At 70.3% G+C, this 17,808-nt stretch carries 19 protein-coding genes and 2 pseudogenes; 18 read left to right on the top strand and 3 right to left on the bottom strand.

Translation table 11 applies throughout. The annotated features are described in order from the left end of the window. From B9S61_RS27675 to B9S61_RS27645, 7 genes are all read left to right on the top strand, one after another. A partial coding sequence (locus tag B9S61_RS27675) for an MraY family glycosyltransferase (protein WP_103544681.1) occupies positions 1-747 on the top strand: 747 nt, incomplete at its 5' end. Between the two features lie 93 nt (positions 748-840). Further along, on the top strand, positions 841-2,697 hold the full coding sequence (dnaK, locus tag B9S61_RS27670) for a molecular chaperone DnaK (RefSeq protein WP_103544676.1): 1,857 nt from the start codon (positions 841-843) through the stop codon (positions 2,695-2,697). Further along, entirely contained in the window at positions 2,694-3,362 is a 669-nt protein-coding gene (grpE, locus tag B9S61_RS27665) for a nucleotide exchange factor GrpE (protein ID WP_103544675.1), read from the top strand. Before dnaK ends, grpE begins: the two co-directional genes overlap by 4 nt. Positions 3,363-3,398: 36 nt before the next feature. Further along, the gene (dnaJ, locus tag B9S61_RS27660) at positions 3,399-4,586 is read left to right on the top strand and encodes a molecular chaperone DnaJ (protein ID WP_103544674.1); all 1,188 of its coding nucleotides are present in this window, start codon (positions 3,399-3,401) and stop codon (positions 4,584-4,586) included. Positions 4,587-4,592: 6 nt separating this feature from the next. Next, entirely contained in the window at positions 4,593-5,042 is a 450-nt protein-coding gene (locus tag B9S61_RS27655; protein WP_103544680.1) for a heat shock protein transcriptional repressor HspR, read from the top strand. Positions 5,043-5,317: 275 nt separating this feature from the next. Beyond that, on the top strand, positions 5,318-6,424 hold the full coding sequence (locus B9S61_RS27650; protein ID WP_181007564.1) for a sugar ABC transporter substrate-binding protein: 1,107 nt from the start codon (positions 5,318-5,320) through the stop codon (positions 6,422-6,424). A gap of 166 nt (positions 6,425-6,590) precedes the next feature. Continuing rightward, the gene (locus tag B9S61_RS27645) at positions 6,591-7,622 is read left to right on the top strand and encodes a helix-turn-helix transcriptional regulator (RefSeq protein ID WP_103544672.1); all 1,032 of its coding nucleotides are present in this window, start codon (positions 6,591-6,593) and stop codon (positions 7,620-7,622) included. Here the strand turns inward: B9S61_RS27645 and B9S61_RS27640 are convergent. Beyond that, on the bottom strand, positions 7,585-8,559 hold the full coding sequence (locus B9S61_RS27640; protein WP_103544671.1) for a helix-turn-helix transcriptional regulator: 975 nt from the start codon (positions 8,557-8,559) through the stop codon (positions 7,585-7,587). The two genes, B9S61_RS27645 and B9S61_RS27640, sit on opposite strands and share 38 nt — an antisense overlap. 19 nt (positions 8,560-8,578) lie before the next feature. After that, complete coding sequence (locus B9S61_RS27635; RefSeq protein ID WP_258039882.1) at positions 8,579-9,589, bottom strand: helix-turn-helix transcriptional regulator; 1,011 nt, start codon at positions 9,587-9,589, stop codon at positions 8,579-8,581. 313 nt (positions 9,590-9,902) lie between these two features. Here B9S61_RS27635 and B9S61_RS27625 point away from each other — a divergent pair, with 313 nt between their 5' ends. Continuing rightward, positions 9,903-10,238 carry a hypothetical protein gene (locus B9S61_RS27625; protein WP_019524256.1) on the top strand — a complete coding sequence of 112 codons (336 nt, stop codon included), beginning with the start codon at positions 9,903-9,905 and terminating at the stop codon, positions 10,236-10,238. Positions 10,239-10,405: 167 nt separating this feature from the next. On the opposite strand, the gene B9S61_RS27620 is transcribed toward B9S61_RS27625, so the two are convergent. Next, a complete protein-coding gene (locus tag B9S61_RS27620; protein ID WP_103544668.1) occupies positions 10,406-10,822 on the bottom strand; it encodes a pyridoxamine 5'-phosphate oxidase family protein in 417 nt (138 codons plus the stop codon). A gap of 147 nt (positions 10,823-10,969) precedes the next feature. Here B9S61_RS27620 and clpB point away from each other — a divergent pair, with 147 nt between their 5' ends. The 10 genes and pseudogenes from clpB to B9S61_RS27570 all read left to right on the top strand — a co-directional run bounded on the left by clpB (position 10,970) and on the right by B9S61_RS27570 (position 17,783). Beyond that, positions 10,970-13,570, top strand: coding sequence for an ATP-dependent chaperone ClpB (gene clpB / locus B9S61_RS27615; RefSeq protein WP_103544667.1), 2,601 nt, complete (start codon positions 10,970-10,972; stop codon positions 13,568-13,570). A gap of 181 nt (positions 13,571-13,751) precedes the next feature. Beyond that, entirely contained in the window at positions 13,752-14,279 is a 528-nt protein-coding gene (locus tag B9S61_RS27610; RefSeq protein ID WP_103544666.1) for a YbjN domain-containing protein, read from the top strand. 28 nt (positions 14,280-14,307) lie between these two features. After that, a pseudogene (locus tag B9S61_RS43565) lies at positions 14,308-14,613 on the top strand (hypothetical protein); the annotation flags it as partial. A 69-nt stretch (positions 14,614-14,682) separates the two neighbouring features. Beyond that, positions 14,683-14,853 (top strand): annotated as a pseudogene (locus B9S61_RS43315) (transcriptional regulator); the annotation flags it as partial. Next, entirely contained in the window at positions 14,771-14,953 is a 183-nt protein-coding gene (locus tag B9S61_RS27595) for a DUF397 domain-containing protein (protein WP_308457791.1), read from the top strand. The pseudogene B9S61_RS43315 and the gene B9S61_RS27595, both read left to right, overlap by 83 nt. 279 nt (positions 14,954-15,232) lie before the next feature. Beyond that, entirely contained in the window at positions 15,233-16,114 is an 882-nt protein-coding gene (locus tag B9S61_RS27590; protein ID WP_181007563.1) for a hypothetical protein, read from the top strand. A 150-nt stretch (positions 16,115-16,264) separates the two neighbouring features. Beyond that, a complete protein-coding gene (locus B9S61_RS27585) occupies positions 16,265-16,564 on the top strand; it encodes a hypothetical protein (protein ID WP_258039881.1) in 300 nt (99 codons plus the stop codon). Further along, positions 16,558-16,896 (top strand): type II toxin-antitoxin system PemK/MazF family toxin, encoded by a 339-nt coding sequence (locus B9S61_RS27580; RefSeq protein WP_103544663.1) that lies wholly within the window; start codon positions 16,558-16,560, stop codon positions 16,894-16,896. Before B9S61_RS27585 ends, B9S61_RS27580 begins: the two co-directional genes overlap by 7 nt. A gap of 54 nt (positions 16,897-16,950) precedes the next feature. Continuing rightward, positions 16,951-17,436, top strand: coding sequence for a prevent-host-death family protein (locus tag B9S61_RS27575; RefSeq protein WP_103544662.1), 486 nt, complete (start codon positions 16,951-16,953; stop codon positions 17,434-17,436). Next, the gene (locus B9S61_RS27570; RefSeq protein WP_103544661.1) at positions 17,433-17,783 is read left to right on the top strand and encodes a hypothetical protein; all 351 of its coding nucleotides are present in this window, start codon (positions 17,433-17,435) and stop codon (positions 17,781-17,783) included. The genes B9S61_RS27575 and B9S61_RS27570 overlap by 4 nt, the downstream gene beginning before the upstream one ends. Positions 17,784-17,808: the final 25 nt, after the last annotated feature.

Here is a 17,808-nt window from a genome sequence, read left to right as displayed (position 1 = left end):
CCGCTCGCCGGTACGGCGGTGGCGGCGGCGCTCGTCGTGCCGTACGGGGAGACCGGGGCGGTGGCCGGGGTGCTCGCCGCGGGCTGGATCGTGGCCGTCACCGCCGCGTTCCGGGGAATGGACCACGCCGACGGGCTGGCCGGCGCGGTGGGGACGGTGACCGCGTTCGGGGTGGCGGCCTGTGCGGCGGCCGAGCTGATGGACGGGATCGCGGTGCCGCTGAGCGTGCTGGCCGCCGCGCTCGCCGGGTTCCTGCTGCACAACTGGCATCCCGCGCGGGCGGCGCTCGGGGCGGGCGGCTCGCTGTTCACGGGGTTCGTGATCGCCTCGGCGGCGGTGTTCGTGCGGGCCGGGCAGGGGACCGGCGCCGGTGCCGGAGTGCTGTTCGCGCTCACGGCCGTGGTGTGCGCGGACGCCGTGCTGGTGGTGCTCGCGCGGCGGCTGGCCCGGTGGCCCCTGACGCGCGGGCGGCCGGACCATCTCGGGCACCGGCTGCGCCGGCTGGGCCTCGCTCCCCGCGCGGTGGCCGTGCTGCCCGGTGTGGCCGCGCTCGGCGGGGTACTGGTGGGGGTGGCCGTGCACACCGGGCGGATGTCCGGGGGTGCCGTGTGGTGGGTGGCCGCGGCCGCCGCCGTGCTCGTCCTGGCGCTCGTACGCCTTCCCGTCACCCCTGTGTTCCGGGCCCGTCAGCGATCTTCCAGTGTGTCGCCGCAGGTCACAGAGCAGTTGCGTGTAAGGAACGGATAAGAGTTGAGTCCGCCCGACTCAGCTCTGTTGACCCGGCGGCGAACGTCATGCATGCTTGAGTCTGTTCCACTCAAGTCAGTTGGAGGAATCGAAATGGCACGTGCGGTCGGCATCGACCTGGGCACGACTAACTCCGTCGTCAGCGTTCTGGAGGGCGGCGAGCCCACCGTCATCACCAACGCCGAGGGCGCCAGGACCACGCCGTCCGTCGTCGCCTTCGCCAAGAACGGCGAGGTGCTGGTCGGCGAGGTGGCCAAGCGCCAGGCGGTGACCAACGTCGACAGGACCATCCGGTCGGTCAAGCGTCACATGGGCACGGACTGGAAGATCGAGCTCGACGGGAAGACCTTCAACCCGCAGCAGATGAGCGCCTTCGTGCTGCAGAAGCTGAAGCGCGACGCGGAGGCCTACCTGGGCGAGAAGGTCACGGACGCGGTCATCACCGTCCCGGCGTACTTCAACGACGCCGAGCGCCAGGCGACCAAGGAGGCCGGCGAGATCGCCGGTCTGAACGTGCTGCGCATCGTCAACGAGCCCACGGCCGCCGCCCTGGCGTACGGCCTGGACAAGGACGAGCAGGTCATCCTGGTCTTCGACCTCGGTGGCGGTACGTTCGACGTGTCGCTGCTGGAGATCGGCGACGGCGTCGTCGAGGTGAAGGCCACCAACGGTGACAACAGCCTCGGTGGCGACGACTGGGACCAGCGCGTCGTCGACTACCTGGTCAAGCAGTTCCAGTCCGGGCACGGCGTGGACCTGGGCAAGGACAAGATGGCGCTCCAGCGCCTGCGCGAGGCCGCCGAGAAGGCGAAGATCGAGCTGTCCTCGTCCACCGAGACCACGATCAACCTCCCCTACATCACCGCCTCCGCCGAGGGTCCCCTGCACCTCGACGAGAAGCTGACCCGCGCCCAGTTCCAGCAGCTGACCGCGGACCTGCTCGAGCGCTGCAAGACGCCGTTCCACAACGTCGTCAAGGACGCCGGTATCGCGCTGTCCGAGATCGACCACGTCGTCCTCGTCGGCGGTTCCACCCGTATGCCCGCCGTCGCCGAGCTCGTCAAGGAGCTGACCGGCGGCAAGGAGGCCAACAAGGGTGTGAACCCGGACGAGGTCGTCTCGATCGGCGCCGCGCTCCAGGCCGGTGTGCTCAAGGGCGAGGTCAAGGACGTCCTGCTGCTCGACGTCACCCCGCTGTCCCTCGGTATCGAGACCAAGGGCGGCATCATGACCAAGCTGATCGAGCGCAACACCACGATCCCGACGAAGCGCTCCGAGATCTTCACCACGGCCGAGGACAACCAGCCGTCGGTGCAGATCCAGGTCTACCAGGGCGAGCGCGAGATCGCCGCGTACAACAAGAAGCTCGGTATGTTCGAGCTGACCGGTCTGCCCCCGGCGCCGCGCGGCGTCCCGCAGATCGAGGTCTCCTTCGACATCGACGCCAACGGCATCATGCACGTCACGGCGAAGGACCTCGGCACCGGCAAGGAGCAGAAGATGACCGTCACCGGCGGCTCCTCGCTGCCGAAGGACGAGGTCGACCGGATGCGCCAGGAGGCCGAGAAGTACGCGGAGGAGGACCACGCCCGCCGCGAGGCCGCCGAGTCCCGCAACCAGGGCGAGCAGCTCGTCTACCAGACGGAGAAGTTCCTCAGCGACAACGCGGACAAGGTTCCCGGCGAGGTCAAGACCGAGGTCGAGGGTGCCGTCGCCGAGCTGAAGGAGAAGCTCAAGGGCGACGACAGCGCCGAGATCCGCACCGCCACGGAGAAGGTCGCCGCCGTCTCCCAGAAGCTGGGCCAGGCGATGTACGCCGACGCCCAGGGTGCCCAGGCCGCCGGCGGTGCCTCCGCCGGAGCCGGCGCGGGCGCCGGTGAGGCCAGGGCGGACGACGACGTCGTCGATGCGGAGATCGTCGACGAGGACCGCAAGGACGGTGCGGCGTGACCGAGGAGACCCCGGGCTTCGACGAGCAGTCGCAGCAGCCCGACGTCCCCTCCGACGAAGCCGAGCCGAAGGCCGCCACCCCCTCCTCGGAGGAGGCGGCGGCCCCGGCCGGGGACGACACGGGCCAGAGCGCCGCCCTGGTGGCACAGCTGGACCAGGCACGCACGGCGCTCGGTGAGCGCACGGCGGACCTCCAGCGCCTCCAGGCCGAGTTCCAGAACTACCGCCGCCGGGTCGAGCGGGACCGCGTCGCGGTCAAGGAGGTCGCCGTGGCGAACCTCCTGACCGAGCTGCTGCCCGTACTCGACGATGTCGGCCGCGCCCGCGAGCACGGCGAGCTGGTCGGCGGTTTCAAGTCCGTCGCTGAGTCGCTGGAGACCACGGTGGCCAAGCTGGGCCTCCAGCAGTTCGGCAAGGAGGGCGAGCCCTTCGACCCGACGATCCACGAGGCGCTGATGCACAGCTACGCGCCGGATGTCACCGAGACGACGTGCGTGGCGGTTCTGCAGCCGGGGTACCGCATCGGCGAGCGCACCATCCGCCCCGCGCGGGTGGCCGTCGCCGAACCGCAGCCCGGCGCGCAGGCGGCCAAGCCGGCCGAGGAGAGCACCGAGGCGCAGGACGACTCGGAGAACAAGGAGAGCGGTGGCCCGGACGAGGGCTGACGCGGTAGCTGACGCAGGGAAGGAGGGACGTCGGGGATGAGCACCAAGGACTTCATCGAGAAGGACTTCTACAAGGTCCTCGGCGTCCCCAAGGACGCCACCGAGGCCGAGATCAAGAAGGCGTACCGGAAGCTCGCCCGCGAGTTCCACCCGGACGCCAACAAGGGCAACACCAAGGCGGAGGAGCGGTTCAAGGAGATCTCCGAGGCGCACGACGTCCTCGGCGACCCCAAGAAGCGCAAGGAGTACGACGAGGCGCGCGCGCTCTTCGGCAACGGAGGCTTCCGGCCGGGGCCGGGCGCGGGCGGCGGCGGTTCCTTCAACTTCGACCTGGGTGACCTCTTCGGGGGACAGCAGCCCGGCGCCGGCCAGGCGGGCGGCGGCTTCGGCGGCGGCCTGGGTGACGTCTTCGGGGGCCTGTTCAACCGTGGCGGCGGCACGGGGACCACGCGGACCCAGCCGCGGCGCGGCCAGGACATCGAGTCCGAGGTGACGCTCAGCTTCACCGAGGCGATCGAGGGGGCGACGGTCCCGCTGCGGATGTCGTCGCAGGCGGCCTGCAAGGCCTGTTCGGGCACCGGCGACAAGAACGGCACGCCGCGCGTGTGCCCGACCTGCGTCGGTACCGGTCAGGTCGCGCGGGGTTCCGGCGGCGGCTTCTCGCTCACCGACCCGTGCCCCGACTGCAGGGGCCGCGGTCTGATCGCGGAGGAGCCCTGCGAGATCTGCAAGGGCAGCGGCCGTGCCAAGTCCTCGCGGACGATGCAGGTGCGCATCCCCGCGGGCGTCAGTGACGGGCAGCGGATCCGGCTGCGCGGCAAGGGCGCTCCGGGCGAGCGCGGCGGACCGGCCGGCGATCTGTACGTCGTCGTGCACGTCGGCGCCCACCCGGTGTTCGGCCGCAAGGACGACAACCTCACCGTCACCGTCCCGGTGACCTATCCCGAGGCGGCCCTCGGCGGCGAGGTGCGGGTCCCTACGCTCGGCGGTCCGCCGGTCACGCTGAAACTCCCGCCGGGCACGCCCAACGGGCGCACCATGCGGGCGCGGGGCAAGGGCGCGGTCCGCAAGGACGGCACCCGCGGGGATCTGCTCGTCACCGTCGAGGTGAGTGTTCCCGGGGACCTGTCGGGGAAGGCTCGTGACGCGCTGGAGGCGTATCGCGAGGCGACCGCGGACGAGGATCCGCGGGCGGAGCTGTTCCAGGCCGCGAAGGGAGCTTGATTGCAGATGGACGGCCGTCGACGCAATCCGTACGAACTGACCCAGGACACTCCGGTCTATGTCATTTCGGTGGCGGCCCAGCTCTCCGGCCTGCACCCGCAGACACTGCGTCAGTACGACCGGCTGGGACTCGTGTCGCCGGACCGCACGGCAGGCCGGGGCCGGCGCTACTCGGCCCGTGACATCGAGCTGCTCCGTCAGGTGCAGCAGCTGTCACAGACCGAGGGCATCAATCTGGCCGGAATCAAGCGCATCATCGAGCTGGAGAACCAGGTCGCGGCCCTCCAGGCCCGGGTGGTCGAGCTCGAGGACGCGCTCGACGGAGCGGCGACGGCGATGCGTCAGCGCGAGGCCGCGGTGCATGCCTCGTACCGCCGCGATCTGGTGCCGTACCAGGAGGTGCAGCAGACCAGCGCGCTGGTGGTGTGGCGGCCGAAGCGGCAGCAGCCGGACTGAAACGCAGGGCAAGCGGGGTGAGGGGCCCGGGGGTTCGTACAGCCCCCGGGCCCCTTCTCTTATACTCGAACACATCTGTGATGATGGTATGGCTGCGTGTCCAGACGGTCCTCGCCGTGTGTTCGCAGGTCTTCCACGAGTTCGGCGCACCGTGCTGTGTCCATCTCGTTAAGGGGCTGCGCTTGACTCGGATGGGGGCTGAAGCGTTGGCTTTTCAGTCACATGGGCCGCACAGCAGTGCCCACGTCCGAAACGCACCTGAAGTGAGCCCTCGCATGCGTCGTATCGCCATATCCGTGGCCGCCACCTCGATGTCCGTCATGCTCGCCGGCTGCGGGGTGCTGGGCGCGACCGACACCAGCGACGAGGCCAGTCCCGCCAAGGGGGACGACATCACCGTCGGCCTGCTCCTGCCGGAGAAGGCGAACACGCGGTACGAGCAGTTCGACTACCCCTTCTTCAAGGACAAGGTGGAGTCCCTCACCAACGAGAAGGGCAAGGTCGACTACGCCAACGCCGAGGCGGACGCCGACAAGCAGGCCAGCCAGATGCAGCGGATGGTCGACGACGAGGTCGACGTGATCGTGCTGGACGCGGTCGACTCGAAGGCCATCGCGGACAGTGTGCAGAAGGCCAAGGACGCGGGCATCCCGGTCATCGCCTACGACCGGCTGGCCGAGGGCCCGATCGACGCGTACATCTCCTTCGACAACGGGCTGGTCGGCGAGGTGCAGGGCCGCTCCCTGCTGGAGTCGTTCGGCGGGGACGTCAGCATCACCGACAAGATCGTGATGATGAACGGCTCGTCGACCGACCCCAACGCCAAGCAGTTCAAGGCGGCCGCGCTCTCCGAGCTCAAGGGCAAGGTGACGATCGCCAAGTCCTTCGACACCAAGGACTGGAAGCCGGAGAACGCCGAGGTCAACATGACCGAGGCGATCAACGCGATCGGCGCGGACAACATCGCCGCGGTCTACTCCGCCAACGACGGCATGGCGGGCGGCATCGTCAAGGCGCTGCGGGCGGCCGGCGTGACCGACCTGCCCCCGATCACCGGCCAGGACGCCGAACTCGCGGCCGTGCAGCGGATCGTCGCCGGCGAGCAGTACATGAGCGTGTACAAGTCCTACCCGGAGGAGGCCCAGAACGCCGCGGAGATGGCGGTGGCCCGGGTCCAGGGCCGGGACATCCAGTTCGACGCGCTGACCCGCGACCGGGTGGACAGCCCCACCCAGCAGGACATCCCGGCGCAGCTGGTGCCCGTGGTCGCCCTGACGAAGGACAACATCGAGGACACCGTCATCGCCGACGAGTTCTTCCAGGTGTCCGACATCTGCACGGCGGAGTTCAAGACGGCCTGCGCGGCGATCAAGCTGAAGTAGCCCGCTGCGCCGGGCCCGGACGACCACCCACCGGTATTCGGCCACCCGGCGCCCTCCCGGCCGGCGCCCTCCCGGCCGGCGCCGGTCCCCGGACGTGTTGCACAGCCGGACCCGGCCGCGCATAGTTGCGCTGCGGAAAGTGGCTGAACCGGGGGTGGTATGGGCGATGGCCGGGCACGGGACGGACGGGCATCCACACGGTGCTGACCGACTGTGCGAGGCCGGGGATCGCGTGTATTCCCGGGCCGTACGGCGCGGACGGCTGCCGCGCCGCGACGCGGAACCGGTGCCCTGTCTGCTGGAACTGGCCCTGCTGCACCCGGACCCCGACGACATGGACTGGCTGGTGCCGACCTCCCCGCAGGAGGTCATGACGCGGCTGCTGCGCGGGATGTACGACGAGGTGAGCGAGAGCCAGCGCCGGGTCGGTACGGCCGTCTCGGCCTTCGAGTGGTACGCCGGTCTGGGCCGCCGGCCGTCCGTGTCCCGGTCCGCGGCGGAGGGCCCGGCGATCCGGGTGCTGGACGGACTGGGGCGCATCCAGGCCGCGATGGACGAGGCGACCCAGGCCTGCACCACCGAGGTGCTCACCGTCCAGCCGGGCGGCATCCGGCGCGAGGCGGAGCTGTCGGAGGGCCTGCACCGGGCGACGGCGCTGCGCGGCCGGGGCGTCCGTATGCGGGACCTGTACACGCATGTCGCCCGGCACGGGCACGGGCTGCTGTCCTACCTGGAGCTGATGGGCGACGCGGTGCAGGCGCGCACGCTGGACGAGGTGATCGAGCGGCTGATCCTGTTCGACCGCACGGTCGCCTTCATCCCCGCCAACTCCGAGCGCACCATGGCGCTGGAGCTGCGCCACCCCGCACTGGTGGAGTACCTGGGCACGGTCTTCGAGCGGCTGTGGCGGCTCGCCATCCCGCTGACCGCCCCGCTGCCCGACACCGGCATCGAGGGCATCTCGCACCGCGAGCAGTCCATCGCCGCGCTGCTGGCGGAGGGCCACCAGGACGCGGTGATCGCGGAACGGCTGGGCATCAGCGTCCGTACCTGCCGGGCGCACATCGCCCGCCTGTCGGAGACGCTGGGTGCGGCGAGCCGTACGCAGCTGGGGGTGCGGATCGCCCAGGCGGGCCTGGACGGGTCCCGGGCGCGGGCGGTCACTCCGTCCGGTCGAGGATCCCCGAGCGTGCGATGAGGAACCCGAGCTGAGCGCGGCTGCCGCTGCCCAGGGTCGCGGCGAGTTTGGCGATGTGCTCGCGGGCGGTGCGGACGTTCATGCCGAGGCGTTCGGCCACGACGGCGTCGGTGTGGCCTTCGACGAGCAGCGCGGCGATGGCCCGCTGGCGGGGGGTGACGCCGTTGAGGGTGCGCTGCCGGACCGCCTGGGGGTACATCGGGGTGGCGAGGCGCCACAGGCGGTCGAAGATGGTCGCCAGGAAGCCCACGAGCGCCGGATGGCGGACCTCCAGGGCCGAACTGCGGTCCGCGGTGGCGGGTACGAACGCCACCTCGCGGTCGACGACGACGAGTCGTTCGGTGATCTCGTCCAGCGTCCGGGCCTCGACATCGCCCGTGAGCCGTTCGTAGCGGGCGGCGAGCGGGGGCGCGTGGCGCAGGGTGTGCTGGTAGAGGGCGCGAATCCGGCCACCTCGGTCGAGCAGGGCCTGGTCACGGAGGATCGCGGGCTCGTGGAGGGCCGGGTCGTAGTTGGTGTAGCTGTCGTGCGGCTGGACGGTGAGGAGTTCGGTGGCCCCGGTCATCGCCTCGTCGATGATCCGTCCGATGCGTTCCTTGCCGCTGTGCGGCGTGATGAGAGGCGCCGTCGGCGCCTCGGGCGCGCCGGCCCGCAGCAGCGGCTCCAGGGCCTCGACCAGCCGTTCCTCGCGCCGCCGTTCCTCGGCGACGCGGTCCGCCGAGGCGCGCAGCAGCCGGTGCAGGGCGATCTGCGGGGTGACGGGCTCCAGCCGGTCGGGGTCGTCGAACGCGGGATGCAGCAGGCCGAGGCGGAGCAGGTGCGGGGCCCCGGCGGCCGCGGGGGCGGGTACATGGCCCTGGTGCAGGGCACGGGCGTAGACGCCGAGGACGTCCGCGTCCAGGGCCTCCACGCCGTCGTCACGGGCGTTCCCGGTCATACCTGGTTCGCTCCCCGGATCATCGGTCCTGCTGAAGAATTCCCGACTGTGCGATCAGGAAGCCCAGTTGGGCTCGGCTGCCGCTGCCGAGGGCGGATGCCAGCTTGGCTATGTGGGCGCGGCACGTGCGGACGTTCATGCCGAGGCGGCGGGCGATGGCCTCGTCGACGTGCCCCTCCACGAGCAGCTTGGCGATGGAGTGCTGGATGTCCGTCAGACCGTCCGAGGCCGGTTCGTACGGGGCGCCGGCGTCCAGCGACACCGCGCGGGTCCACATGAACTCGAAGACCTTGATCAGGTAGCGGATGAGGCCCGGGTGGCGCAGCTCCAGGGCGACCTGCCGGTCGTCGCGGACGGGGATGAAGGCGACCGTCTCGTCGCAGATGATGAGCCGTTCCACCAGTTCGTCGATGGTGCGGTACTCCACCTTGGCGGTGTCGAACCTGGCCACGTAGGCCAGGGTCTCGGGGCTGTGGCGGGCGGTGTGCTGGTAGAGGGTCCGGATGCGCACCCCCCGTTCCGTCATCTCGTGGTCGCGCTCCAGCCCCTGGGCCAGGGTGTGTTCGAGGCGGCGGCCGCCCGGCTGGACGGAGAGCATCTCGGACCGGCACTGAGCGGTGGCCAGGTCGAGGGCGGCGTTGATCCGGTCGAAACCCTCCAGCACCGTCATCGAATGGGTGCTCATCGTGGTCTGGGCGCTGAGGGTCATGAACGGCTCGAAGGCGTCGGCGAGTTCGATCGACATCCGGCGGCGCTCGGTGATCTCCCGTTCCAGCGGGTTGAGCCGCTGTGCCAGGGCCACCGCCGGGGACACCGGGCGCAGCCAGGTGGGGTCGTCGGGATCGGGGTGCAGCAGGGCGAGCTCCATCAGGCAGGGAGCGGGATCCGCGTCCGCGCGCGGGATGCGGCCCGCCCGCAATGCGTCGGCATAGAGACGGCCGCCGGCCTCACACAGTTCGGTCACCGCATGGGGATGTGTCTCATTGGTCCGATTCGTTGTCAAATCTCCACCCCCCAGGGTCCTGAACATGCAGGAACATGATGCACCGATTGTGTGGCCATGACGTGCCCGAATGAGCCATCGTCGTACTTGACGGGGGAAGGGTGACTTTCGAGTGAGGACGAAGCCGACTATGCGTAAGAGAGAGCTTCGCTCGGTACTTGTCGCCGCCTTCTCTGCCGTTGTGGCCTTCGGAGCGCTGAGTGGCCTGGCCGGCACGAAGGGCGACGTACGGGCTGACAGCAGCTGGGGACCGGTGGCCGTGTCCGAGTCCGGGCCCCCGGACAGCAGTTGGGGTCCGGTGGCGCCCCAGGCCGCAGACGACAGTACGTGGGGCTGAGTGATGACCACGCCACCCGACGACCGTTCCTTCCGCCGTGAGATGGCGACCGCCTACCGCTCCGGATGGCACTTCATCGATCTGGTCACCGCCATCCCCCACAGTGGTGACTCGTTGATGGTGACCGTCTTCGGTGAGCCGGTCGTGGTCACGCGGGACGAGGACGGAGACGTACGGGCGTACCGGTGCCTGCGGCGGCCGAGGGGTGCGCCGAAGCCCGTGCGGTGTGCCATCCGGTACGGAATGATCTTTGTGAACCTGGACCAGCGGGACCACCGGCAGGTGGAGTCCGACTCCCCTGCACCCAGGACCATCTCGGCCACCCCCCGCAGCGCCTGACGCGATTCCCCCGTCGTAAAAGATCGCGCAGGTGCTTCCCCCCGCAGCGGCGTCACCGTGACCTGAACACGGTGACGCCGCTGCAGTTCTGGGGACATTTCCGGGTATCGGACGGTTGCCCGATGGCCGGATTCCGTCGCTAGCCGGTGCTAACCGCGCCGCCCGCCTCACGCCCGCCCCATCGCCCGCGTGAGGGTGATCTCGATGGCCACCCGGGACGGGTTCGGCGACGGCATCCGCCCGTAGCGCTCCGCGTACCGCCGTACCGCCTCCTCGACGTGCTCCGGCCCGGTGCGGACCACCGCGCGCCCCTCCAGCGTCGCCCACCGCCTGCCGTCCACCTGGCAGACCGCGACGGGCGCCCCCTCCTCGCCCGCCGCCAGCACGTGACGCGCCTTCGCGCTCGTTCTGTTCGTGATGACCCGGGCGAGTCGCGCCCCGGGGTCGTATGTCACCCCGACGGGTACCAGGTGCGGGGTGCCGTCCGGGCGGAGGGTGGTCAGCGTGCACAGATGGCGCTCGCGCCAGAAGCTGAGATACGGGGCGTCCGGATCGCCCGGATCCACCGAGTACGTGAGGGCCATGACCCCGGAACTTAGCCCCGTCGCACTCCCGCCCACCACCTTGAGTGGAATAGACTCAAGTTTGTGTACGTTGACCGAGTCAGACACGCGGCCCGCAGAGGGCCGTGCTGAAGGTCACCGAAGGTCGCCAAGGAGGAGAACGGACACGTGGACGCCGAGCTGACCAACCGGAGCCGGGACGCCATCAACGCCGCCGGGAACCGGGCCGTGACCGAGGGGCACCCCGACCTCACCCCCGCCCATCTGCTGTTTGCCCTGCTCGCCGGGCAGGAGAACGAGAACATCACGGACCTGCTCGCCGCGGTCGACGCCGACCAGGCCGCCGTACGCGCCGGCGCCGAGCGGACCCTCGCCGACCTGCCGAGCGTCACCGGGTCCACCGTGGCGCCGCCCCAGCCCAACCGCGAACTGCTCGCCGTCATCGCCGACGCCCAGGCCCGCGCCCGCGATCTCGGCGACGAGTACCTGTCCACCGAACACCTCCTGATCGGTATCGCCGCCAAGGGCGGACCCGCCGGCGAGGTACTGTCCCGGCAGGGCGCCACCGCGAAGAAGCTGCAGGACGCCTTCCAGAAGACGAGGGGAGCCCGCCGGGTGACCACCGCCGACCCCGAGGGCCAGTACAAGGCCCTGGAGAAGTTCGGCACCGACCTCACCGCCGCCGCCCGCGAGGGCAGGCTGGACCCTGTCATCGGACGGGACCAGGAGATCCGGCGCGTGGTGCAGGTGCTGTCCCGCCGCACCAAGAACAACCCCGTCCTCATCGGCGAGCCCGGCGTCGGCAAGACCGCCGTCGTCGAAGGCCTCGCCCAGCGCATCGTCAAGGGCGACGTCCCCGAGTCGCTGAAGAACAAGCGGCTCGTCGCCCTCGACCTCGGCGCCATGGTCGCCGGAGCCAAGTACCGCGGCGAGTTCGAGGAACGCCTGAAGACCGTCCTGGCCGAGATCAAGGACTCCGACGGGCAGGTCGTCACCTTCATCGACGAGCTGCACACCGTCGTCGGCGCGGGCGCCGGCGGCGACTCCGCCATGGACGCCGGCAACATGCTCAAGCCCATGCTCGCCCGCGGCGAACTCCGCATGGTCGGCGCCACCACCCTCGACGAGTACCGCGAGCGGATCGAGAAGGACCCGGCGCTGGAGCGCCGCTTCCAGCAGGTCATGGTCGCCGAACCGTCCGTCGAGGACTCCATCGCCATCCTCCGCGGCCTCAAGGGCCGCTACGAGGCCCACCACAAGGTCCAGATCGCCGACAGCGCCCTCGTCGCCGCCGCCACCCTCTCCGACCGCTACATCACCTCCCGCTTCCTCCCCGACAAGGCCATCGACCTCGTCGACGAGGCCGCCTCCCGGCTCCGCATGGAGATCGACTCCTCACCCGTCGAGATCGACGAACTCCAGCGCGCCGTCGACCGGTTGCGGATGGAGGAACTGGCCATCGGCAAGGAGACCGACGCCGCCTCGCTCGAGCGCCTGGAGCGGCTGCGCCGCGACCTCGCCGACAAGGAGGAGGAGCTGCGCGGCCTCAACGCCCGCTGGGAGAAGGAGAAGCAGTCCCTCAACCGGGTCGGCGAGCTGAAGGAGAAGCTCGACGAACTGCGCGGCCAGGCCGAACGCGCCCAGCGCGACGGCGACTTCGACACCGCCTCCAAGCTGCTCTACGGCGAGATCCCGGGCGTGGAACGCGACCTGGAGGCCGCCTCCGAGGCCGAGGAGGAGGCAGCCGCCGTGGACACCATGGTCAAGGAGGAGGTCGGCGCCGACGACATCGCCGACGTCGTCGCTTCCTGGACCGGCATCCCGGCCGGCCGCCTGCTGGAGGGCGAGACCCAGAAGCTGCTCCGCATGGAGGACGAACTCGGCAAGCGCCTCATCGGCCAGACCGAGGCCGTACGCGCCGTCTCCGACGCCGTACGCCGCTCCCGCGCGGGCATCGCCGACCCCGACCGCCCCACCGGCTCCTTCCTCTTCCTCGGCCCGACGGGTGTCGGCAAGACCGAGCTGGCGAAGGCCCTCGCCGACTTCCTCTTCGACGACGAGCGGGCCATGATCCGCATCGACATGTCGGAGTACAGCGAGAAGCACTCCGTCGCCCGCCTGGTCGGCGCGCCCCCCGGCTACGTCGGCTACGAGGAGGGCGGCCAGCTCACCGAGGCGGTCCGCCGCCGCCCCTACAGCGTCGTGCTCCTCGACGAGGTCGAGAAGGCCCACCCCGAGGTCTTCGACATCCTGCTCCAGGTCCTCGACGACGGCCGCCTCACCGACGGCCAGGGCCGCACCGTCGACTTCCGCAACACCATCCTGGTGCTGACGTCCAACCTGGGCAGCCAGTACCTGGTCGACCCGATGACCACGGAGACGGAGAAGAAGGAGCAGGTCCTGGAGGTGGTCCGGTCCTCCTTCAAGCCCGAGTTCCTCAACCGCCTCGACGACCTGGTGGTCTTCTCCGCCCTCACCAAGCCCGAACTGGAACGCATCGCGAAGCTCCAGCTGGAGTCCCTCTCCCGCCGCCTCGCCGAACGCCGCCTCACCCTGGACATCACCCCCGAGGCGCTGGCCTGGCTGGCCGAGGAGGGTATGGACCCCGCCTACGGCGCCCGCCCGCTGCGCCGGCTCATCCAGACCGCCATCGGCGACCGCCTCGCCCGGGAGATCCTCTCCGGCGAGATCAAGGACGGCGACACGGTCCGCGTGGACCGCTTCGAGGACGGCCTGCTGGTGGGACCGGCGACGGGCAAGTCGCTCTGAGTGACGGATTCGGTGATTTCGGGCCCGATGTCTCCCTCCGGGGGCGTTGGGCCCGTCCGCCACCGGGTACCCCGGCATTGACCGGATCGAGTCAGCCCTCGGCTGACAGGCCCGTCGGGGCTTGCCACCCCCCTCCCCGCATGGGAGAGGATGGCGGAATCCGTACGAAGGGAAATTCACGGTGACCATCGACCCGTCCTCGATTCCGAATTTCGGGGGCCAGCCCGAGCCGCAGCCGCAAGGACCGGCGGGCCCCGTCGTCCCGGATCAGGACCTCGTGAAGCAGCTCCTCGACCAGATGGAGCTGAAGTACGTCGTCGACGACGAGGGAGACCTCGCGGCGCCGTGGGAGCAGTTCCGCACCTACTTCATGTTCCGCGGTGAGGACGACCAGCAGATCTTCTCCGTCCGGACGTTCTACGACCGGCCGCACCAGATCGACGAGAAGCCCCAGCTGCTCGAGTCCATCGACGACTGGAACCGGCGCACCCTGTGGCCCAAGGTCTACACCCACACCCACGACGACGGCACGGTCCGCCTCATCGGTGAGGCCCAGATGCTGATCGGCATGGGCGTCAGCCTGGAGCACTTCGTCTCGTCGACGGTCAGCTGGGTGCGGGCCGCGATCGAGTTCGACAAGTGGCTCGTCGAGCAGCTCGGCCTGGAGCAGGACGTCACCGAGGCGGACAAGCCCGGGGACGACGAGTAGTCCGTCTCCGGGCGGGACGTCTCGGCGGGTGCCGGCAGGCATCGCGCCGTACGCGGGGAGAGCCCGCCCCGGGACCGGCCGCACCAAGGCCGGCCCCGGGGCGGGCTCTCTCGTGCCCCGGCCGCCCGGATCCCGTCCGCGGCCCGGTCCGTTCGGCCCGGCGGCTGTTTATTCTTGTGGCCATGACAGCCCAGCCTCCGGAGCCCTCCCCGCTGCCCGCCTCCCCGGGCGGACTCCGCGCCTCCCACGACGACCGCGAAGCGGTGGTGGAGCAGTTGCGCGACGCATCGACCTCGAGGAACTGGACGCCCGCCTGGAGCAGGCGCTGACGTCCAAGACCTACGCCGAGCTGGCCGTCCTGACCGCCGACCTGCCGAAGCAGCAGCCGGCCGGGGACCTGCCGCCGCCGCTCATGTCGCTCGGCATGATCCGATCCGTGATGGAGGACAACTACCGTGGAGCGAACGTCCCGTCCCGATCTGAACGGCGTCGTGTGGCGCAGGAGCAGCTACAGCAATCAGGAGGGCGGCAACTGCGTGGAGGTGGCCGACGGGTTCCCGGCCGTCGTCCCCGTTCGTGACAGCAAGGTCCCGTACGGTCCGGCGCTGAGCTTCGAAGCCGCTTCGTGGTCCGCCTTCACAGGCGGGCTGAAGGCGGAATACCGCCGTTCCTGAGCCGGCCGGGCTCCGGTCACCGTCCGTCTTCCGGGTCCGCCGGTTCCTCGTCCGCGAGGGGCCGGTGGGCCACTGACCTCCCCAAAGAACCGGGAGAGAGAACTACCCGCCCGCCCACCCTCCCCGTCGGAAGGCGCGCGTCACTCGTGCGAGTGACCGGCTTGCAGGCGCGGGACGCGGACGGTTACGTTCGCGGCAGCAGCGGTAAAAGATCAGCCCCCGCCCAGGATTGCCGTCCTGGAACGAGGGCCTAACCAATCAGGAAGCAGACCCTTCCCCATGGCTGACTCGCAGTCTAACGCGCTCCTGCGCGCCGACGCCGGAGCTCCGACCTCCGGCGTGATCCACGTACGCACCCGCCTCACCGCCGACTTCACGGTGATCGCCAACGCCCTCGCCCAGCGGCGCGGCAGCGCGGTCACCATCGGCGTCGCGGTCTACATCGCCTCCCTGCCCACCGGTACCCTCGTGAGCATCGCCGCTCTCTGCGGGCACTTCACCGAGGGCGAGATCCTGATCTCCCGGGCGCTGAGGGAACTGGAAACTGCCGGATACCTGGAACGCCGCCGTGAACGCCTGCCCACCGGGCAGATCCGCACCCGGACGTACTTCTACGACGTACCGGGCGGCGATCCGCGGACGGACCCGGACCCGGAAGGACCACCGAAGCCGCCCCGGCCCCGCAAGCCGTCCGCGGCCGAGCGCCCGGCTCCCTCCTCGGCGGCCGCGCAGGCAACTCCCGTACTCGCCCCGGACCAGCCGGTGGAACCGGTCGCGCTCGCGGACCCCGACCCGCGGGCAGTCGCCGTACTGGCCTCCCTCCGCCGGGTGGATCCACGTCTCGTCCTCTCCGAGCGGGAGGCCGCGCGTCTGGCACCGGCCGTCACCGCGTGGCTGGCGGCCGGCGTCTCCCCGTCCCAGATCAGGACATCGCTCACGGCGGGACTCCCGGACCCGTTCCTGACCCGTCCGGTGGGCATTCTGGCCTTCCGTCTCCGGGAGACGCCGCTGCCCGCGCCGCCCCCGGTCTCCCTCCCCGCCCGCCCGGCCGTGCCGCCCTTCCAGACCTGCGACGGCTGCGAGCGCGCCTTCCGAGCACCGGAACCCGGACGCTGCCGAGACTGCCGAAGGCACGGGCGCGGCCTTCCTGCCGCTGCCTGAGCCGATGACCCGGGCGCTTGACCAGCGCGTACACGAGGACGACACTGAATGTATTACATCTGTCATACGCGAAGGGGGGTAGGGATGACCTCGAAGGCCGAACGTAAGAGCCACGCCGCGGGTGCCACGACCAGGAAGCGCGCCCCTGCCGTGACTCGGACGCCACGGGCGGGCCGGAAGCAGGGCGACAGCGGCGCGACCAGCGTGGCCCAGGTGCGGCTGCGCCCGGACGAGATGGAGGGTCTGCAGCAGGTGATGCAGACCCTCCAGCTGAACTCGCTCTCCGACGCCCTGCGCGAAGGACTTCGACTGCTCTCCCGCGAGGCGACGGAGGTTGCCGCCTCTCAGGAGATCCGCGACTTCTACGGTGGCGATCAGGCTCCGACTCCCGAGGGCGTTTCGCACGCCACGGAGGACGAACTGGCGGCAGCGGACGCGACCGAGTGGTGAACACCGGATCCGCACTGAGGGGTGAAGTGTGGGGGTGCGCCCTCCCCAGCCCCACTGGCCCGCACCCCGTGGTCGTCCTCGCGGTGAACCGGATCGCCGAGCCGCTGTCGGCGCTGACCGTCGCCGTGATCACCGGCACCCCAGGCCCGGCCTCCACACACGTTCCGGTCGGTCCCGACTGCGGAGTGACCAAGTACGACGAGTCCTACGTGAACTGCACCGACCTGCACACCGTGGGCAAGCCGAGGCTCCGGCGGCGTCTCGGCCTGCTGGCGCCGAGCGAGATGCGACGCGTGGAGGAGTGCGTGCGCGTGATCCTCGGACTGGCGTAGTCCTGCCTGCCGCGCGCGATAGAAATCAGAGCACAATCAGAGTACGGTCTGAGTATGAGCATCGCATACCCGGCATCCGAATCGGAGTCCGTCTCGTTCACCGATCTGTCGCGGAACCCGAAGGCCGTCGCGGCCAGGGCCGCAGCCCTGGGAAGCCTGCGTGTCACGCACCGAGACGCGCCCGACATGGTGTTGACCACGGCCATATGCGCAGAGCGCGCCGAGGAGAACCTGACCACGGCGTCCCGGTTGTTCCTCGCACTGCTGAAGCAGGACGAAGGTGCCAAGTCGCTCTTGCTCGCGCTGCCCGAGGTGTTCCCGTGGGTGCGCCACCTGGACGCTGAGGAAGTCCGGGAATTCACTGTCGAGCTTCTGGAAGCGCTGTCCGACGCCGCTGAACTGGGCGCCAGGGAGGCTGTGCACCGAGCGATCGTCTCGTGGCGGGCAACCGCCCGCATCAACGCCGACCCCGACCAGCTCAAGGAAGCAGTCCGTCCGCTTGGTGGCGTCGACCTCGGCCCGGTCGAGGTGCACGAGTGAGTCCGAAGAAGGGCGATCGGGTCAGCGTCCCTCCGCTGAGCGGTTGGAACGTCATCCACGGGACGACGGAGGCCGCGACCGGTTGGGAGGAGCTGTGCCGGGTGGCGTTGCCGAACGCGCATCGCTGCCTGGAAGCCCTTCGCGCAGACCCGCTGTCGCGGGCCAACTGGAACCGTCAGCATCAGCTCCGCGGCAGGCATGCCGCCAGGGAGTGGAAGGGCTCCGAGCTGGAGCAGTGGGAGTACGAGATCACCAGCGGCGGCCGCGTTCGCTACCTGGTCAGCCCGGATACCTCGACTGTGATCCTGGTGTACGCCTCCCCGAGACACCCGAAGGACACCGAGTAGCCTCCGTCGCCCCACGTTCCTGAAC

Origin of the sequence: Streptomyces sp. SM1, assembly GCF_002910825.1 — a bacterium.
Lineage (GTDB): Bacteria > Actinomycetota > Actinomycetes > Streptomycetales > Streptomycetaceae > Streptomyces > Streptomyces okerensis.
The sequence above is the reverse complement of the archived record's forward strand: the minus strand, read 5'-3'. Positions and strand labels throughout refer to the sequence as shown.